This is a genomic window from [Zimmermannella] faecalis ATCC 13722 (assembly GCF_000381765.1).
Taxonomy (GTDB): domain Bacteria; phylum Actinomycetota; class Actinomycetes; order Actinomycetales; family Microbacteriaceae; genus Gulosibacter; species Gulosibacter faecalis.
The window spans coordinates 66,047-84,704 of sequence record NZ_KB907077.1; the positions used below are offsets into that span (position 1 = coordinate 66,047).

An 18,658-nucleotide genomic window follows, 5' to 3' on the forward strand; every position below is an offset into this window, starting at 1 on the left:
TCACACCGGGTCATCTTCGCGTGACGCAACGAAATGCACGGACTGCGTGGGGCCGGTTGGGACCTCGGCGGACTTCACGCGAACCCCATCGTGAACCCCATCCAACGTGAACCCCATTCAATGTGAACCCCATCCAATGTGAACCCCATCGCGAACTGACGGCAATTTGCAGCTTTTTCAACGTAAAAGCTGCAAATTGCCGTCAGTTCAGGGAGGTCGGGAGGGTGGATGGGTAGGGCAGCGAGGAGCGCTGCTAGCGGCGGCGCGTGGGCTTCGGCGCCGACTCGGCCGGGACGATGTCGATGCGCGACTGCGTGACCTCGTTGAGCTCCTCGAAGATCTCCTGGTTCGCGGTGAACGCGGAGTTTGCCTCGTCGATGAGCAGCTTCGCCTGCGCGTCGTCGAGCTCGAGGACGTCGATGCGCGCGCGGTACGCATTCTTGAACGGCACGGGCTTCGGAATCTCGTCGAAGTGGAAGAACGAGGTCTCGTTGTCGGTGAGGTCATAGTGGCGCGTGAGCCACACCCGCATGACCTGCCCGCCCGAGAGGTCGCCGAGGTAGCGCACGTAGTGGTGCGCGAGGTAGCGCACGGCGTCGTGCTCGGTCGCGAGAATCTGCTCGACGTAGTCGCGGGTCGAGGCGAGCATGCCCACGGGTTCGGCCGTGATGCGCTTACCGAGCGCCTCGAGGTCGGCCGCGATCGACTCGCTGCGGTTGAGCTCCACCGAGAGCAGGTCGCAGGCCGCCTCGTTCTCGCGCATCTTGCCGGCCGTGACCTCGAGCGCGTTGTAGATGTAGCTGTACTGCTCGAGCAGGTGGTAGTAGGCGTCGATGTCGAGGGCGCCGCGCATGAGGTCGACGACGAAGTCGGCGGTTTCGGCGGCCTCGTGTGCCTCGGCGGTGAGGGTGCGAAGCCTGGCGCTCAGGGTGTCGGCAGCGGGAATGCGTGGGGCAACCGTCTGGGTCAATTGGTCTCCTTGGTCGCGGTGGGGTGGTTGCGGGTAGGGCGGGGCGGTGGATGCGCGGGGCACGGCCGCTCGTGATCAGCGCCGCTCGTGTTTAGCCAAGTTAGGTTCGCCTAACTTCGGCGTAGCCTAGCGAACTTCCGTGATCGGGCACCGAACTCGATGCGACTCCCAGTTTCGCGCAGATCGCCGTGAACTCGCCCTGGCACGGATTCACATCACACTCTAAGCTTAGCTAAGGCAGGCCTAAGTTAGTGAGACCTAACTAAGTTCCTGCTTTTCGTCGCTGCGCCGTGTCGGCGACTTCCCGCTGGTCTCGAGCGGAGACCGGCTTGTTCTTCTCAACAGGAGTAGTTATGACAGAACGTCGTAATTTGGCGCGCAAGTCGCCATGGCTCACGCGCGTAGGCTCGGGCCTCGCGGTGGGCGCACTTGCCGTAGGTGCGGGCTTCGCGTCGGCCCCCGCGTTTGCTGCTGACGCCACGAGTGGCACCGTCAGCGACGCGAGCCTTAGCTGGGGAATCAATAAGGAATCGGGTGCAGGCGCGTACTTTGGCGGCTGCAACTTCCTCGTGGCAGGTGTTGCAGGTGACCTGGGCGGATCGACGCTTTGGACCGAGTCGTTCGCCGACGCGAACTACAAGACAGAGGCTGGCAACGTCACGGTTACTAAGCCCGACGCGAACGGTGTGCAGCAGCAGCCGACCTGGAGCACCAAGTGCATCAACGACGCGACCGGCAAGCCCGCAACTACGGGCACGGGTAACAACCTCAGCGTCACCAATAATCAGGTGAACTTCACGAACGGTTCGGGCACGGTGGACGCCGAAAGCGACACCGCCGAGCTCACGTTCGATGGTTCGTTCACGATCGTCTTCTACGGTGGCATGACGTACTGGTCGGTTTCGGACCCGCACCTCTCCGTCAAGAACGGCGTCGGCACGCTCACGGGCACCGCGTCGGGCTACGGCGCCGACATGTTTGACCCCTCGGTGTGGATGGAACTGCCCGAGGAAGAAATCGAACTCGCGACGTTCTCGAGCGTCGACGTCACCGAATCCGGTATCGAGGTCACGCCCGACTATGCGGGCGTCGAAATCACGGTCGAGGCCGGCGGGCCTTCCGGCCCGCAGGTGCAGACCGGTGACAACTGGGGCTCGTTCCCACAGAGCTGGGTCGACTACAACGTTCAGACCGGTCAGGCTGCGTACTGGTATAGCTCCGGTGGAGCCGCTGACCCGCGCAAGCCCGCAACGCCCATCTCGTTCGCGTACAAGATCGATGACGGCACTACCGAGCCTCCGGTCGAGGAGCCAGGCGAGACCGAGACCGACGGTGGCAACATCGACGTGACGATCCCCGACGCGACCGACCCGACGGATCCCACTGACCCGACCGATCCGACCGAACCCACCGACCCGACGAACGAGTTCAAGTGGGCATGGGCTGACGAGGACGACGCGCAGGTTGCAGACCTCGGCACCGCCGAACAAGACGGAGACAACTTCGTCGCCAACGGCAGCATCGCGCCCGTCACCGTCACCGACACCCGCGATGGCGACCACACCTGGAGCCTCAGCGGCCAGGTGAGCGACTTCACCGCAGGTGACGAGTCATTCTCGGGCTCTTACCTCGGCTGGACGCCGAAGGTCACGGCGTCGGGAGACGCGGTGACCCCGGGTAACGAGGTGCTGCCCGGCGACGGTGCGAGCGACGGTCTCGCGACCTCGCAGAACCTCGCGTCGTCGAACGCTGCGGTGAGTGCGGTCGTCAACGCGACGCTCAGCCTCATCGTGCCGGTTGACGTTGCCAGTGCTGGCACCTACTCGGCGAGCCTGACGATTACGGCCCTGTCGTAATCGGTTGAGACCCCCGGTTGGTGCGGCGTTACACGGCCGTCGCGCCAACCGGGGCACCACCCACCTGTCGTGTCCAATAACTTCTGCATTACCTCTCGGAGAGTTTCCCGAATGTCGCTCGTCCCGCGCCCCTCGCGCATCGTCGCCGCGGCGCTTGCCGCCGCCATTGCGATCGCCGCACCACTCGCCCTCGCTCCTGGCGCGGTCGCCGCGCCGCAGGGCGAACCGCTCAGCGCCGTCACCGACGACGGCGCCGCCTGGTCGGTCGCCACGGTCGACGGCGAACAGGGCAATGGCCGCCCGAACTACAGCTACGGCCTCAGCGCCGGCGGCACTGTCGAAGACTTGATCCGCGTGACGAACACGGGCACGACCGACCTCCACCTGCGTATGTACGCCGCCGACGCCTTCACGACGGCCGAGGGTGGCATCGACATTCTCGAGTCGAGTGAGAAATCCACCGACGCGGGCCTCTGGGTCGAACCCGAGACCGAATACATCGACCTCGCGCCCGGCGAATCGACCGAGGTCGGGTTCACCGTGAAGGTGCCGGCCGACGCGGTTCCGGGCGACCACTCGGCGGCCCTCGTCGCCTCACTGCTGCCCGAGGGCGACGGCCAGGTGCAGGTCGAGCGTCGCCTCGGGCTGCGCGTGAGCATCCGCGTCGCGGGCCAGCTCACCGCTGAGGTCGCGTTCAGCGACGTGCACAGCGAATACGTCACGAGCCTCAACCCGTTCGCGCCCGCGAAGATCCGCACGACCTACACCGTCGAGAACATCGGCAACACGCGCATCCGCGTTGACGAGGCGGTGCGCGTGCACGGCCTGCTCGCCCTCGGCACACGGGTCACGAGCACGGCCGTCGACGACCTCCTGCCTGGCTCGAGCGTGCAGGTCACCCGCGAGGTGCCCACACTCGCGATCGGCGGCGCGAACGTCGAGGTGAGCGCCACCGCGCTCCCGTTCGACGGCTCGGTCGTCGTGCCCGAGCCGTTCACCGCGCAGTCGCAGGTCGCCGGCGCGCCGTGGTCGTTCCTCGTACTCGTCATCGTCGTGCTCGCCGCGGCCGCGATCGCGACCGTACTGATCATCCGTCGTCGCCGCGAAAACCTCTACTTCGCCTACCTCGCGCGGGAGCGTGAGACACAACAGGCCGAGAAGGAAGGAGCGCTCACATGATCCAGCGCACCACCAGCCGACCGCCTCGAACCGCCCCGTCGCGCCGAAAACTCCGCGCGCTCGCCGCGAGCGCGGGCCTCTTCGTCGCCGCCGCGACCACGTTCGGCGCGACCCCCGCGATCGCGAGCGACGTCACCGTGACGATCCCGCCCGTGAGCACCTCGGCCGAGAGCACTCCGGCCAACCCGGAATCGAGCGCGAGCACCGACTCGCCGAATGACAACGCGAACGGCAACACCGGCAACAACGGCACCTCGGGCAACACCGGCAACTCCGGCAACACCGCGCCGAGCGCGAGCCCCGCGAACGGCTCGCTCGCGTCGACAGGTGTCGGCGACTTCGCCCGCATCGCCCTCGCGGGTTCGGGCATTGCGCTCGCCGCGGGCGGCGTGCTGCTGCTCGTGCGCCGCGAACGAGAAGACGGCTAGGCGAGTACACCCATATGGCAATGCCACGATTCCTCCGTCGCTTTAAGCGATCGACCGTGCACCGGTCGGCGTGGGCGATCGTCATCGTCGCGCTCGTCGTCGGTCTCGGCGTCAACGGATTCCACAACGTCGGCACCATCTCGCAGGCGGCGAACGACGACTGCGTGCAGACCGACGCACAGACCGAGCCCGCGCCGCCGACCGTGCCCCAGGTGACGTCGGCCGACCTCACGTCGCCGCGCGACATCAAGGGCCCGACGACGGCGTACACCGAGTCGGCCGCGATTCCGCCAGTCACCGACGCCGCGTCGTCGCTCCAGCAGCTGCCGGCGACGGTCATGAGCGCCGACGGCGTCGAGACGACCGTCACCGACACCACGCGCATCCTTGCCCTCAACCAGAACGGCGGCCTCGCCGCCGCCGTCATCGGCCTGGGGCTCGGCTGCAACCTCGTCGGCCGCGACACCGCGACCGACATCTCGGGGCTCATGCCCGGCAACGACGACCTCCCGCTCGTCACCCAGAACGGGCACGAGCTCTCGGCCGAGGCGATCCTCAACCTCGCGCCGACCGTCATCATCAGCGACGGCTCGGTCGGCCCGTACGACGTGCAGCTCCAACTGCGCGAGTCGGGGATTCCGGTCGTCATGGTGCCGACGCCGTACGAGGCGGGCGTCTCGAGCGTGGGCGAGCAGATTCAATTCGTCGCCGACGCGCTCGGCGTGCCGACCCTCGGCGAGGCCCTCGTCGAGCGCACCAACGCCGAGATCAACTCGGTGATTCAGCAGTTCGGCAAGATCGCCCCGACCGACCCCGAGAAGAAGCCGCGCACCGTGTTCCTCTACCTGCGCGGCAACATCTACTACTGGTTCGGCATTGGCTCGGGCGCCGACTCGATCATTCAGTCGATCAGCGCGCGCGACGTCGCAACCGAGGCCGGGTTCGAGGGCATGTCGCCAACCAACTCCGAGGCGCTCATCAAGGCGCAACCCGACGTGATCATCGTCATGACGCTCGGCCTCGCCTCGGTGGGCGGGCTCGACTCGGCGCTCGAGCTCCCCGGCATTAAACAGACACCGGCGGGCAAGAACCAGCGCATCGTCGACATGAGCGACTACGAGGTCATGAGCTTCGGCCCCCGCACCGCCTCGGTGCTCGCGGCGCTCGGCACCGCCATCTACGCACCCGAGCTGAGCTACCAGCCCGACCACGGCCCGGAGGCCGTCGAAGAACGCCTCGGCGAGATCGAGGAAGAACTGGACGAACAAAACTCATGAGTGGACTCCCCACGACGGCGGTCGAGGAGCGGGCGGCGAAGCGTCCGCCCCGCACCCGGCGGCCCCTACACTCGCCCGCACCGCTCAAGGCGCCCGAACTCGCGCCACGCAAACCGCGGCGTGGCCGCGCGACGATCCTCATGCTCGTACTCGGCATCGGGCTCGTGGCCGCCTGCCTGCTCTCGGCAATGGTGGGCCAGCTGTTCATTCCGCCGGCCGAAGTCGCCGGGTTCGTGCTGCAGTCGATCGGCATCGACTGGCTGCCGGGCCCGTCGCACGAGTTCGGGGCGGCCGCGCTCGCCGAGGTGCGGTTCCCGCGCCTCGTGCTCTGCGTGTTCGTAGGCGCCGCGCTCGCGGTTGGCGGCGTGCTCATGCAGGGTATCTTCGGCAACCCGCTCGCCGAGCCCGGCTCGGTCGGCGTCTCGTCGGGTGCCGCGGTCGGGGCGAGCTTCTCGATCCTGTTCGGCTTCACGTTCCTCGGCCCGTTCACGACGCCCGCGTTCGCCTTCGCAGCCGGCCTCGTAACGACTTTCCTCGTCTACATGCTCTCGCGCACCGGCGGCCGCACCGAGGTGATCACGCTCATCCTCACGGGTGTCGCAGTCAACGCCGTCTGCGGCGCGTTGATTGCGTTCATCACGTTCCGCGCCCCGACACAGGCGCGCGAGCAGATCGTGTTCTGGCAGATGGGTTCGCTCAACGGCAGCCGCTGGGAGCAGGTGCTGCTCGTCGGCCCACTCATCGTGATCGGCATCGCGCTCTCGCTCTTCATCGCCCGACAGCTCGACCTGCTCTCGCTCGGCGAGAAGGCGGCGCGGCACGTCGGCGTCAACGTCGAGCGGCTCCGGATGCTCGCGATGGTCTACGTCGCGCTGCTGGTTTCGTCGGCGGTCGCGTTCGCGGGCATCATCGCCTTCGTCGGCCTCGTCGTGCCGCACATCGTGCGCATGATCATCGGTCCCGCGCACCGGCCGCTGCTGATCGCCTCGGTGCTCGGCGGCGCGCTGCTGCTCACGATCGCCGACCTCGGCGCGCGAACGCTCGTCGAGTTCGCCGACCTGCCGATCGGCATGCTCACGTCGCTCGTCGGCGGGCCGTTCTTCTTCTACCTCATTCGGGCGAGCCGCACGCGAGGGGGTGGCTGGCAGTGAGCACCGTCATGTTTACCTCGGCGCCGCGCCGGCCCGAGCCGGTCGCGATGGGGCAGGTCGTGCTCTCGATTCGCGACGTCGCCGTTGCCTTCGGCGAGCGGCGCGTGCTCGACGGCATCAACCTCGACATCAAGGCGGGGGAGGTGCTCGCGCTCGTCGGACCGAACGGCGCCGGCAAATCGACCCTCATCAACACCATCACGGCCGACGTCGACGCGCTCCAGGGCGAGGTGCTGCTCGACGGGTACCCGACCCACGCGTGGACGAACAAGGAACTCGCGATGCGCCGCGCCGTGCTGCTGCAGCAGATCGACATCGCGTTCCCCTTCACCGTCTCGGAGGTCGTCGATATGGGCCGGGCGCCGTGGCAGGGCACCCCGAACGCGAAGGCCGACGAGCTCATCACCGAGGGCGCCATGGCGCGCACCGACACCGAGCGCTTCGCCGACCGGCACTATCCCTCGCTCTCGGGCGGTGAGCGCGCCCGGGCCGCGCTCGCGCGCGTGCTTGCCCAGACCGCATCCGTCATGCTGCTCGACGAGCCGACCGCGGCGATGGACATCAAGCACCAGGAGCAGGTGCTGCAACTCGTGCGCAGCTACGCCGCGACCGGATGCGCGGTCGTCGTCATCGTGCACAACCTCGACCTCGCGGCGGCGTACGCCGACCGCATCGCGCTGCTGAGCCAGGGCACTATCGTCGCCGACGGCGCACCCGAGACGGTGCTCACGGCCGAGCGGGTTTCTGAGGTCTATGACTATCCGGTGCACATCGTGCCCGACCCGCGCACCGGCAAGCCCATCGTGGTGCCCGAGCGCGACTTCACCGCAGACATTCCAGGGAGTTCCTCATGATTCGCACGATCCGCACTCGAGCCGCACGCCTCGCGCGCGTGCTTGCGGCTGCCGCGCTCGCGCTCGGCATCGGGGTCGTCGCCGTGCCGTCGTTCGCGCAGCCCGCGCAGGCGGCCGGCCAGGTCAGCATCTCGGGAGAGCCCGACCCGAACGGGCAGTCGACGCTGCAGCTGCAGGGCTCAGGATTCCAGTCGGTGCAGGGCGGCTTCGGCGGCATCTACGTGCTGTTCGGCTGGGTCGACCACCCGTCGGGCATGTCGTGGAGCCCGAGCAACGGCGGCACCACCGGCGAGAACTACCGCTACGTCTACGACGACGAGTCGAACCCCGCCGGGTTCCAGCTCTTCGTGACGTTCCCCGGCAGCTCCACCGCGGCCGCGGCGAACGGCGGCGAGGTCGCGGCCGACGGCACCTGGTCGGCCGAGATCAAGGTGCCCGGCGCCGTGTTCAACACGTTCGACCGGCAGCTCAACCAGACCCAGGTCGACTGCACCGAGGTGACCTGCGGCATCATCACGATCGGCGCGCACGGCGTGAAGAACGCGAACAACGAGTCGTTCACCCCCGTGAACTGGGCCGGTACTGCCGGCGGCGGTACGGGTGCGACGGGCACCGACGACTCCGCGTCGGCCGACACCGAGGCGCCCGCGGCCGAATCGGCCGACACCGGCGCCGAGGCACCGGCCTCCGACACCTCGCAGCAGCAGGTGGCGGCGCCGGCGGAGGGGGCGGCCTCGACCGCCGACACCGTCGTGCCCGGGTGGTGGCCCGTGCTGCTGCCCGCGCTCATCCTCGTCGGCATCTCGCTGCTCGTGCTCGCGGGCGGCGTCGGCGGGTACCTCGCGATGAAGTCGCTGCTGCTCGGCGTGAATCCCGACGCCCTCGAGAAGGTGCGCGGCCAGCGCGAGCGCGCGGCGATCAAGGAGCGTGACCGGCAGCAGCGCAAGACGCGGCGCCTCGAGCGCAAGATGGAGCTTCGCGGCGCGCGCGACGCCGAGCGCGGCGCTGCACTCGTCGCCCGCATGGAGATGAAGCACGGCGTGCGACACGCGGATGCGCCGCAGCCGGCCGCGCCAAGCTCGGCCGAGGGGGCGGGGCAGACGGTCGACCAGTGGTTGAGCTTCTTCCAGAAGCCTGCCGGGGACGCGTCGCAGGCGGATGCCGATGCGTCGCGCGGCCGGCACGGCGCCGAGGACACGTCGACGCTCGTCATGTCGACGCAGGGTCGCGACGGGGAGGCGAAGTAGTCGATGGCGCGGTTCTGGACAGGCTGGCTGCCCCGGATCACCGCGGGCCTCGGCATCGCCGCGCTCGCGGCCGGCGGCGGGCTCGCCGCGGTCGACGCGGCGCAGGCCGCGGGCAGCGGCGGCTCGGTGCCCGTGACCGACGTCGGGCTCTCGTGGCAGGTGAACCTCGAGTCGGGCGGTGGCGCCTACTACGGCGGCTGCAACTTCCTCGTCGCGGGCGAGGTGATCGACGACGACAGCCCCGGCGCCCACGTGTGGACGGCCGAGGAGGGCGACGAGCTCTACCGCACCGAGGCGGGAGACGTCACCGTCACGAAGCCCGACGCGGCCGGTAACCAGGTCGCGCCGACCTGGTCGACGAAGTGCGTCGACGCCGACGGCAACACCGTGAACACGAGCGCGCAGTCGGGCACGAAGAATCAGGTGAACTTCAGCGGCGGCACGGGCAGCGTGAACCCCGAGACGAACGACGCCGAGCTCGCGTTCGACGGCTCGTTCACGATGGTTTATTACGGCGGCATGACGTTCTGGTCGATCACCGACCCCGTGCTTTCGGTGAAGAACGGCGTCGGGACGATCACCGGAACCGCGACCGGCTACGGCGCCGACATGTACGACCTCACGCAGTGGGTCAAGCTCGACGCGACGCAGATCACGGTCGCCGACCTGAAGGGTGTCGACGTTACCGAGACCGGCATCAGCGTCACGCCCGAGTACGCGGGTGTCGCGATCGAAGTCGAGGCCGGCGGACCTTCGGCGGAGCAGAAGCAGAGCGGCGACGGCTGGGGGTCGTTCCCGCAGTCGTGGATCGACTTCAATGTCGAGACGGGCCAGGCGGCCTACTGGTACAGCTCGGGCGGCATGGCCGACCCGAAGAAGACGGCCGCGCCGGTCGAGATCTCGTACGCCGAGAGCACCGAGTCGTACGCGACCGCGAGCCCCGACCGCGTGCCCGCCGGCTACAAAGACGGCGTCGACCTCACGGCCGGAAACCTCCCGGACGGCCTCTCGGGCGAGATTGGCGCCGTTGTCGACGGCGAGTTGCTCGAGACCACCACCGGCGCGACGTCGGTGCCGGTTAGCGGCGATACCGCGAGCGGCACGTGGGATGTTTCGGGGCTGCCGGGCGACACCCACGACATCGAGCTCGTCGAGGTGACGGCCGGTGCGGAGCCGGGCCCGACGCCCGAGCCGACCGAATCGGGGCCAACGGGCACCGACCCGTCCGAAACGGAGCCCGCCGAGACTGAACCGACCGCATCCGAGCCGGCTGCGACCGAACCGGCCGACCCAGTGCTCTCGGAGGCGATCGCGACGACGCAACTGCAGGTCGTCGGTGCCGGCGTCGAGACGTCGCCGAGCAACCTCCAGGTCAACGAGAGCGCGACTTCGGCAACCGTCACGTGGGAGTGGCCGAACGAGGAAGCCCCCGACTTCGACGTCACCGTCTACCAGGGGGCAAACACATCGGGCACGGCGGTCAGCAGTACGAGCACCTCGGGCGACCTCACCACGAGCGTCACGGGCCTCACGGCGGGTACCGAGTACACGGTGGTCGTCACCCCGAACCTGCTTGGCACGACCTGGCAGAGCGCATCCGCGCCGTTCACGACGACGAAGAGCGACACCGGCGGCGGGAACACCGGCGGGGGAGATAGCGACGGTGACGGTGGCACGACCCCGGCGCCGACCGACGACGCGACCGGCGGCAACACCGGCGAGGGCGACAGCGGCGACGGCGCGACGATGTACTGGGGCCTGAACATGGAGGCCAACGGCGGCGCCTACTTCGGCGGCTGCAACTTCCTCGTCGCGGGCCGCACGGGCGACGCCGGCAGCTCCCACGTCTGGCTCGCGAGCGAGGCATCGAAGCTCTACAAGGCGCAAGACGGCAACGTGAGCATCGTGAAGCCGTCGGGCTCGCAGCTCGGGCTCGCGTCGTGGGAGAGCAAGTGCCTCGACCGCAACGGCAACGCCGTGAGCGTCACCGGTAAGGACTCGTACAGTGAGGCGCAGGTGAAGCTTTCGAACGGTGACGTCGTGAAGAACGACGACTCGGGCCTTCGCATCGAGTGGACCGGCAGCTTCACCGTCGTCTTCTACGGCGGCATGACCTACTGGTCGGCGACCGACCCGGTGCTCGAGCTCGACGGCAACGGCAACGGCAAGCTCACGGCCACGGCCTCGGGCTACGGCGCTTCGATGCAGGATGCGGCGAAGTGGGTTGAGCTCGACTCGCGCACGATCACGCTCGCGAACATGTCGGGCGTCGACATGTCGAGCATCGAATCGAATGGCGGCTTCGTACACACGCCCGACTACCTTGGCGTCGCCTATGGCGGCTCGGGCGAGGGGCAGGAAGTGCAGGGCGGCGGTGGCAGTTCGACCGCCACGTCACAGGCCGAGCGCAGCGGCGAAAACCAGGCGTACTGGGGCTCGTTCCCGAGCGACTTTGTCGACTTCCAGAACGACACGGGGCAGTTCTCGTACTGGTTCACGTCAAACGGGCAGCGCGACCCGTACAAGCCGACGCTGCCCATGGCCGTGAGTTTCTCGGACGACTTCGCGCCGACGCTCGCGCAGTACAACGGGCAGTCAACGCCGACGATCGACCAGCCGGTTGGCGGCGGCACGACGACCCAGTCGGGCTCGAGCGCCGAGACGGGCGCGCAGGCACCCCAGACCACGAAGACGGGTGCGCCCGCGCAGCAGGCCGAGCAGGCGACGGCGGCCGCCGGCGTCACCGCGGGCCGGCAGCGGCTCGAGGTGACCCCGGTCATGCTCGTGAGCGGCGGCAGCGCCCTCCTCGGCGTGGCCGGACTCCAGTGGGCCGGCGCCGCGTTCTTCCGCCGACGGCTCGGCCTTGACCCATCCGCGTATCTCTAGAGCTGCTGCTCGCGGAGGGCGAACGTAACCTGGCGTGCGTCGCTCGACGCAATGTCGGTGGCTCGCGTTAGTCTGGTTTTCACCGCGTTGGGAGGATCTCATGGCACGAATCGGGGAGAGCAGCGATCTGCTCAAGTGCTCGTTCTGCGGCAAAAGTCAGAAGCAGGTCAAGCAGCTGATCGCTGGGCCGGGCGTCTACATCTGCGACGAGTGCGTCGAGCTGTGTAACGAGATCATTCGTGAGCGCATGAGCGAAGAGGTCGGCGAGGAGGTCTCGGAGTTCGAGCTCCCGAAGCCGCGCGACATCTTCGAGTTCCTGCAGCAGTACGTCGTCGGCCAAGACGTCGCGAAACGCGCGCTCTCGGTCGCCGTCTACAACCACTACAAGCGCATCCGTGCCCGCGGCGAACTCGCGGCGGTCGAGACGAAGGCCGACGACGAGCCCGAGGTCGAGATCGCGAAGTCGAACATCCTGCTCATCGGGCCCACGGGTACCGGCAAGACCTACCTCGCGCAGTCGCTCGCGCGCCGGCTCAACGTCCCGTTCGCGGTCGCCGATGCGACGTCGCTCACCGAGGCCGGCTACGTCGGCGAAGACGTCGAGAACATCCTGCTCAAGCTCCTGCAGGCCGCCGACTACGACGTGAAGCGTGCCGAAACGGGCATCGTCTACATCGACGAGATCGACAAGATCGCGCGCAAGGCCGAGAACCCCTCGATCACGCGCGACGTCTCGGGCGAGGGCGTGCAGCAGGCGCTGCTGAAGATCCTCGAGGGCACCACCGCGTCCGTGCCGCCGCAGGGCGGCCGCAAGCACCCGCAGCAGGAGTTCATCGAGCTCGACACCACGAACGTCCTGTTCATCTGCGCGGGCGCGTTCGCGGGCCTCGAAGACATCATTTCGTCGCGCGCCGGCAAGAAGGGCATCGGCTTCGGCTCGCCCCTGCACACGCCGCACATCACCGAAGACGTCTTCGCCGACGTGCAGCCAGAAGACCTCCACAAGTTCGGCCTGATTCCCGAGTTCATCGGCCGACTGCCCGTCATCACGACGGTCGAGCCGCTCGACGAGTCGGCGCTCGTGCGCATCCTCACCGAGCCCCGCAATGCGCTCGTGCGCCAGTACAAGCGGATGTTCGAGATCGACGATGTCGAGCTCGAGTTCACCGACGACGCGCTCACCGAGATCGCGGCGCTCGCGGTCGAGCGCAAGACCGGCGCGCGCGGCCTGCGGGCGATCCTCGAAGAGGTGCTCGGCCCCATCATGTTCGACATTCCCTCGCGCGACGACGTCGCGAAGGTCGAGATTTCGGCCGAGGTCGTGCGCAAGAACGCGGCGCCGAGCATTGTTCCCCGCGAGGAGGGCGACGTGCCGAAAGAGAAGTCGGCCTAGCCCGCAAGAATCCCCGCCACGGCGCTCCGTTTCCCGGGGCCGGTAGACTGTGCGCATCGTTTGCGCTAGCCGCACCGTCGACCCCACGGGAGCCCCGCCCATGCCGTACCGCCTACGCCCACGCATCGCCGGTGTTTGCGGTGTCGCCGGGGCGGCAGCGGTCGCGCTCCTGCTCACGGCCTGCGCGGGCGTGACGACCTCGACGCCGGGCGAGAGCGTCGACCCGACGACCGCGCCGATCGCCGAGCCCACGCCGACGCAGCCGACGAACACGAGCCCCTTCGGCGGCGAGGGGGCCCCGGCTCCGACCGATGGTTCATCGGTCGACGTGCCGACGCAGAGCGCGCCGGCGAACACGACCTCGCGCCTCGAGACGTTCGAGGTCGGCGACGACGACTACGCCGACCTCGACTGGCACGTCTCGTGCTCGGGGCTCGACTCGAGCCCGACGATCATCGCCTCGGCCGACGACGGCGACACGCACCTCACCCTCGTCGTGATCGGGTCGGGTGTATCGACGCTCGGGTCGATCACGCTCACGATGGGGGAGTCGGGCGCGAGCTCCCACAACAGCTCGGGCATCACGGTCAACCCGGGAGCCAACCAGGGCAACGGCTCGCTCGAGGTGAGCGGCAGCTCGGTCTCGTCGTCGGGCCGCGGCGCCGAGTTCGGCCCCGACGCCGGCGACGCCGAAGTGATCTACGACTTCGAGGCCGTCTGCGCTTCCGCGTAGTCCTGCTGGCCGATGGTTGGCCGTCGGGTCAAACCACAGGCCGACGTATCGGCACGGCCGGTTCGTTACCTTGGTGACGTGGCCGCAGCCGCAACAGACCCCGCAGGAAAGGACGGCATCGTGCCGAGCAACGACCGACTTCTTAAGTGCCTCCTCGCAGGCGCGCTGGTGCCCGCCGTCGCCGTCGGGCTCACCGCCTGCGCGAGTGGCAACAGCGACAACGACGACGATGACCGCGGTGGTTCGGCCGCTGAGGCCGACGGCGGCGGCGAAGCGTTCCAGCTGCCCTTCAGCTGGGGCAGCGAGGGCGGCCAGGGCGGTACCGAAGAGGACGACGGTGGCAACGCCGTCGAGCCGCAGCCGGCCCCGACCGTCAACCCCGACGACGCCGACGACGATGACGACGACTCCGGTTCCGGCGGCACCGACGGCGGCAACTCTGGTGGCTCCGGCGGTTCGGGTGGCTCGGGCGGTTCCGGCGGCTCTTCGACCGGCGAGATCGTGAAGTTCGACGCGGTCGAGGTGACCGACGTCGACTGGGATACGTACTGCACCGATGACTACATCAACGGCTACAAGAAGGCCCAGGACAGCAACGCGTACAACAACGTCTCGATCTCGATCAACTCCGACCGCTCGGTCGACTACATCATGGTCGACATCGAAACGGGCGACTCGCTCTACTACTCCGACGGCATCATGGACGACATTGATCCGCCGAAGATGACCTACGACGGCAAGAGCGTGCAGGTGACCGGCCAGGCCGCGCTTGACTACAGCTACGACGACTACGTCGACTTCGAGATCAAGCTCGACTGCGACGACACGTACTAGGCCGGTAGGCTAGATCGACGAGACGTCGCACGAAGGGAATCCAGGTGGCATTCACGACCCGATCGGTCACGACCGCGCTCGCCGGGGCAGCAGTACTCGCGCTCCTCGCCGGATGCGCCTCGTCGGCCGAGCCGGAGGCCGAGGAAGAGCGGCCCCGCGCGGAGTCCAACGGGAGCAACCTCCCCTTCGACATCGGCCAGCTGACGACCGACCCGGAGCCCGACGACGACCCGACTCCCACTGAGACGACCGCCCAGACGACCGAGCCGAAGCCCGACGACAATCCGTCCGGCGGCGGCTCGGGCGGCACTGTCGTGAAGTTCGACGACGTCGACATCTCCGACGTCGACTGGGACACCTCGTGCAGCGACGACTACGTGCTCAGCTCCGCAAGCGTCGAGGGCAGCAACGCGTACAACAACGTCTCGGTGTCGATTGAGTCCGACGGCTCGGTCGGCTACGTCATGATCGACGCGCAGACGGGCGAATCGCTCTACTACTCGGCCGACCTGTCGACCGGTGCGACCGAGCCGAGCATGACCTACGACAACGAGTCGATTCAGGTTTCCGGCGAGGGAATCATCGACTACGACCTCGACAACATCGTGAAATTCGAGATCAGCCTGACCTGCGACTCTTCGTACTAGCGCTCTCGAACACCCACGAGCACAACGTGCGAAAGGAGTAATCCGTGGCACGGATCACTCGACTGACCACCCGCTCGTCGGCCCTCGCCCGCCTTCGCGTGAGCGCCGTTGCCGGTCTCGCGGCCGTCGGCCTCCTCGCCGGCTGCGCTGGCGATGAACCGACCGACGACAACCGCGCCGACTCCGACGGCAGCAACCTGCCCTTCGGCGACGGCGAGGGCGAGGACGGGCCCACAACGCCGCCCGAGGAAACCGGTGGCACGACCGAGACCGAACCCCCGGCTGAAACTAATGAGCCCACCTCTACCGGAGACACGGGCGGCGGCTCGGGCGGCGGCGACACGGTCGTGAAGTTTGACGACGTCGACCTCTCCGACGTCGACTGGGAGGTGTCGTGCAGCGACACGTACATCCTCGCCGACGACATCAACACGACCTCGGGTAGTGACTACAACTCGGTTTCGGTCTCGATCTCGTCTGACGGCGAGCTCGACTACGTCATGATCGACGAGGCCGACGGCAAGTCGCTCTGGTACTCGGCCTCGGTGCCCGAGCTCGGCGAGACGACGATGGACTACGACGGCTCGACCGTCTCGCTCTCGGGTGAGGGCTACGTCGACAGCGACTACACGACGCCGATCGACTACGAGATCGAGCTCTCCTGCGCCTAAGCTCTGCGCCTAATCCCTGCGCCTAACCTCTGCGGCTAAGCCGCGGGCTCGGCGTCGTCGAGCAGGCCGCGCCGCCGCAGCAGCGGCGTGATCTCGGGGTCGGCGCCGAGGAAGTCGCGCACCATGGTGAGCTCGTCGCGTGAGCCGCCGTTGCCGAGCACCGCGTCGCGGAACCGGCGACCCGTCGCCTCGAGGTCGGTCGAGCGGTCGAAGACGTCGACCGAGGCGGCGTCGAACACCTCCGACCAGAGGTACCCGTAGTACGACGCGGCATAGCCGCCGCCGAAGATGTGCTGGAAGTACGGAATCGAGTACCGCGGCGGGGTCGCGGGGAAATCGAGGCCGGTGCGCGCGAGCACGCTCTGCTCGAACTCGGCGAGGTCGCCGACCTCTGCCGCCTCCTCGAGCGTGAGCTGGTGCAGCGCCTGATCGAGTGTGCTCGCGGCGACGTTCTCGGCGGTGAGGAACCCCTGGTTGAACCGGCTCGCGCCCCGCAGCCGATCGGCGAGCTCCTGCGGCAGGGGCGCATCCGTCTCGACGTGCCGCGCGTAGCCCGGCAGAATCTGCGGGTGGAGCATCCACGACTCGTTGACCTGGCTCGGGTACTCGACGAAGTCTTGCTTCACCTCGGTACCGGCCTGGGCGGGGTACACGGTGTGCGCGAGCAGCCCGTGCAGCGCGTGGCCGAACTCGTGGAACAGCGTCTCGACCTCGTCGAGGGTGAGCAGCGTGGGCGAGCCAACCGGCGGCTTCGCGACATTCAGGATGTTGTAGACGACGGTCTTGTGCCCGAACAGCTCGTTCTGCTGCAGGTAGGTCGACATCCAGGCGCCGCCGCGCTTCACGTCGCGGGCGTAGAGGTCGAGCAGGTAGAGGCCGAGGCCGCTGCCGTCGTCGTCAAACACCTCGAACACCCGCGCCTCGGGGTGGTGCCCGACGAGGTCGCGCCGCTCGACGAACGTGAGCCCGTAGAGCAGGGTTGCCGCGGCAAACACGCCGTGCGTGAGCACGCGGTCGGCCTCGAAGTAGGGGCGCAGCGCCGCCTCGTCGACCTCGTAGTCGCGCTGGCGCACCTGCTCGGCATAGAACGCCCAGTCCCAGGGCTCGATCGGCGTCTCGCCCGCGAGCTCCTGCAGGGTCGCGTGTTCGCGGGCGAGGCCGGGCGCAACCGCCTTCGCGAGCAGCTCGAGCCGCTCGTTCACGGCGGCTCGCGACCCGGCGGTCGACCGCACGAGGCGCAGGTCGGCGTACGTCTCGAAGCCGAGCAGGCGCGCCTTCTCGGCGCGCAGCGTGAGCAGTTCGTGCACGACGGGGCCGTTGTTGTTTGCGTTGTCGAGCGCGCCGCGGCTGCGCGAGGCCCGGTAGATGCGCTCCCGCAGCGACCGGTTCGTAAGCCGGGCGAGCCAGGCGTGGCCGACCGGGAGCGTGAGGTTGATGCGATAGCCGCCGGGCTGGCCGGCCGCGATGGCGGCCTCCCGCGCCGCGGCAATGTCGGCGTCGTCGAGGCCGTCGAGCTCGGCCTCGGTCTCGACCGTGACGGCGAGGTCGTTCGTGTCGGCGAGCAGCTGGCGCACGAATTGGGACTGCAGGCTCGCCTCGCGCTGGTTGAGCTCGGCCAGGCGCGCCTTGTCGTCGTCGCCGAGGCCGGCTCCGGCGAGGCGGAACGCGAGCTCGTAGTCGGCCAGGAGCTTGCGCTGGTCGTCGCGCAGGTCGAGCGAGTCTCGCTGGTCGCAGACGGCACGAACGCGGGCGTAGAGCTCCGAGTTGAGGTGAATGCGGTCTTCGTGGGCCGCGAACTTCGGGGCGTACTCCTCCTCGAGTGCCTCGATCTCGGGCGTCGCGTCGGACGACGCGAGCGCGAACAGCACTGACGCGACGCGCCAGAGCAGCTCGCCCGAGCGCTCGAACGCCTCGAGGGTGTTCTCGAACGTCGGCGGTTCGGGATTCTTCGCGATCGCATCGATCGCGGCCTCGCGCTCACGGAAGCCCGCCTCGATCGCGGGCGCGTAGTGTTCCGGCCGGATACGCGCAAAGTCGGGAAGCTCGTAGGGGAGGGACGAAGGCGACGCGAACGGATTCGGCGATGAGGGGGCATCGGTCATGGCCACCAGGGTAGCCCGGCCTCGTTGTGGCGGAGGTCTGAACGGTGTACTCCCGCGTCACCCCCGCGCCTGACTCGGGTTAGGCGAGCCAGTCGTCGTCGAGGTCGAGCTCCGACTCGCCCGGGTTCAGCGTCGCGGTGCGGCCGGTCTCGAGCTCGATCACTCGCAGGCCGCACTCGTGGGTTGCGACGGCGCGACCCTCGAGCCAGGTGAGGGTCCAGTCGCCCGTGAGCTGCGCATCCGCCTCGACCTGCAGCACGGTCTCGGCGACCGGCGCCGGCACGCTGCTCGGGGCTTGGGCGCCGGCTGGCCAGCGCGTACCGATCTGCATAGACCCTCCGGAAATATGACGAGTGAAACGACCGGTTTGGCACACGACCCAACCGAAGTCATCTGTGAGTTGTACGCCAGGATAGGCGAGGTGGGTGAT

General features: G+C 68.3%; 16 protein-coding genes. 13 read left to right on the forward strand and 3 right to left on the reverse strand.

Going from position 1 to position 18,658, the window contains the following annotated elements; genetic code table 11:
* Positions 1-253 precede the first annotated feature (253 nt).
* Positions 254-970 (reverse strand): biliverdin-producing heme oxygenase, encoded by a 717-nt coding sequence (locus G328_RS14460; protein ID WP_019618475.1) that lies wholly within the window; start codon positions 968-970, stop codon positions 254-256.
* 353 nt (positions 971-1,323) lie between these two features.
* On the opposite strand from G328_RS14460, the gene G328_RS15790 reads away from it, so the two are divergent.
* The 13 genes from G328_RS15790 (at position 1,324) to G328_RS0106255 (ending at position 16,126) form a co-directional block, all read left to right on the forward strand.
* The gene (locus tag G328_RS15790) at positions 1,324-2,826 is read left to right on the forward strand and encodes an HtaA domain-containing protein (RefSeq protein ID WP_083919572.1); all 1,503 of its coding nucleotides are present in this window, start codon (positions 1,324-1,326) and stop codon (positions 2,824-2,826) included.
* A gap of 111 nt (positions 2,827-2,937) precedes the next feature.
* On the forward strand, positions 2,938-4,005 hold the full coding sequence (locus tag G328_RS15795; RefSeq protein ID WP_019618477.1) for a WxL protein peptidoglycan domain-containing protein: 1,068 nt from the start codon (positions 2,938-2,940) through the stop codon (positions 4,003-4,005).
* Complete coding sequence (locus G328_RS0106205; RefSeq protein WP_019618478.1) at positions 4,002-4,433, forward strand: hypothetical protein; 432 nt, start codon at positions 4,002-4,004, stop codon at positions 4,431-4,433. The genes G328_RS15795 and G328_RS0106205 overlap by 4 nt, the downstream gene beginning before the upstream one ends.
* Positions 4,434-4,453: 20 nt before the next feature.
* The gene (locus G328_RS0106210) at positions 4,454-5,710 is read left to right on the forward strand and encodes a heme/hemin ABC transporter substrate-binding protein (protein ID WP_110463804.1); all 1,257 of its coding nucleotides are present in this window, start codon (positions 4,454-4,456) and stop codon (positions 5,708-5,710) included.
* Positions 5,707-6,861, forward strand: coding sequence for a FecCD family ABC transporter permease (locus G328_RS0106215; RefSeq protein ID WP_019618480.1), 1,155 nt, complete (start codon positions 5,707-5,709; stop codon positions 6,859-6,861). Before G328_RS0106210 ends, G328_RS0106215 begins: the two co-directional genes overlap by 4 nt.
* Complete coding sequence (locus tag G328_RS0106220) at positions 6,858-7,715, forward strand: heme ABC transporter ATP-binding protein (protein ID WP_019618481.1); 858 nt, start codon at positions 6,858-6,860, stop codon at positions 7,713-7,715. The genes G328_RS0106215 and G328_RS0106220 overlap by 4 nt, the downstream gene beginning before the upstream one ends.
* On the forward strand, positions 7,712-8,962 hold the full coding sequence (locus G328_RS15800; RefSeq protein ID WP_019618482.1) for a hypothetical protein: 1,251 nt from the start codon (positions 7,712-7,714) through the stop codon (positions 8,960-8,962). The genes G328_RS0106220 and G328_RS15800 overlap by 4 nt, the downstream gene beginning before the upstream one ends.
* Before the next feature lie 3 nt (positions 8,963-8,965).
* Positions 8,966-11,848: a fibronectin type III domain-containing protein gene (locus G328_RS15805; protein ID WP_020722871.1), complete on the forward strand. Its 2,883-nt coding sequence runs from the start codon at positions 8,966-8,968 to the stop codon at positions 11,846-11,848.
* A gap of 100 nt (positions 11,849-11,948) precedes the next feature.
* Positions 11,949-13,241: an ATP-dependent Clp protease ATP-binding subunit ClpX gene (gene clpX / locus G328_RS0106235; RefSeq protein WP_019618483.1), complete on the forward strand. Its 1,293-nt coding sequence runs from the start codon at positions 11,949-11,951 to the stop codon at positions 13,239-13,241.
* A 100-nt stretch (positions 13,242-13,341) separates the two neighbouring features.
* On the forward strand, positions 13,342-13,974 hold the full coding sequence (locus tag G328_RS0106240) for a hypothetical protein (protein WP_019618484.1): 633 nt from the start codon (positions 13,342-13,344) through the stop codon (positions 13,972-13,974).
* Between the two features lie 78 nt (positions 13,975-14,052).
* Positions 14,053-14,808 (forward strand): hypothetical protein, encoded by a 756-nt coding sequence (locus G328_RS0106245; RefSeq protein WP_154651540.1) that lies wholly within the window; start codon positions 14,053-14,055, stop codon positions 14,806-14,808.
* A 44-nt stretch (positions 14,809-14,852) separates the two neighbouring features.
* Positions 14,853-15,455: a hypothetical protein gene (locus G328_RS0106250; protein WP_019618486.1), complete on the forward strand. Its 603-nt coding sequence runs from the start codon at positions 14,853-14,855 to the stop codon at positions 15,453-15,455.
* Between the two features lie 44 nt (positions 15,456-15,499).
* Positions 15,500-16,126: a lipoprotein LpqH gene (locus tag G328_RS0106255; protein WP_019618487.1), complete on the forward strand. Its 627-nt coding sequence runs from the start codon at positions 15,500-15,502 to the stop codon at positions 16,124-16,126.
* Between the two features lie 35 nt (positions 16,127-16,161).
* Here G328_RS0106255 and G328_RS0106260 read toward each other — a convergent pair whose 3' ends face one another.
* Together G328_RS0106260 and G328_RS0106265 are read right to left on the reverse strand one after the other, a co-directional pair.
* Entirely contained in the window at positions 16,162-18,228 is a 2,067-nt protein-coding gene (locus G328_RS0106260; RefSeq protein ID WP_019618488.1) for a M3 family metallopeptidase, read from the reverse strand.
* Positions 18,229-18,307: 79 nt separating this feature from the next.
* On the reverse strand, positions 18,308-18,559 hold the full coding sequence (locus G328_RS0106265; RefSeq protein WP_019618489.1) for a hypothetical protein: 252 nt from the start codon (positions 18,557-18,559) through the stop codon (positions 18,308-18,310).
* Between the last annotated feature and the right edge of the window lie 99 nt (positions 18,560-18,658).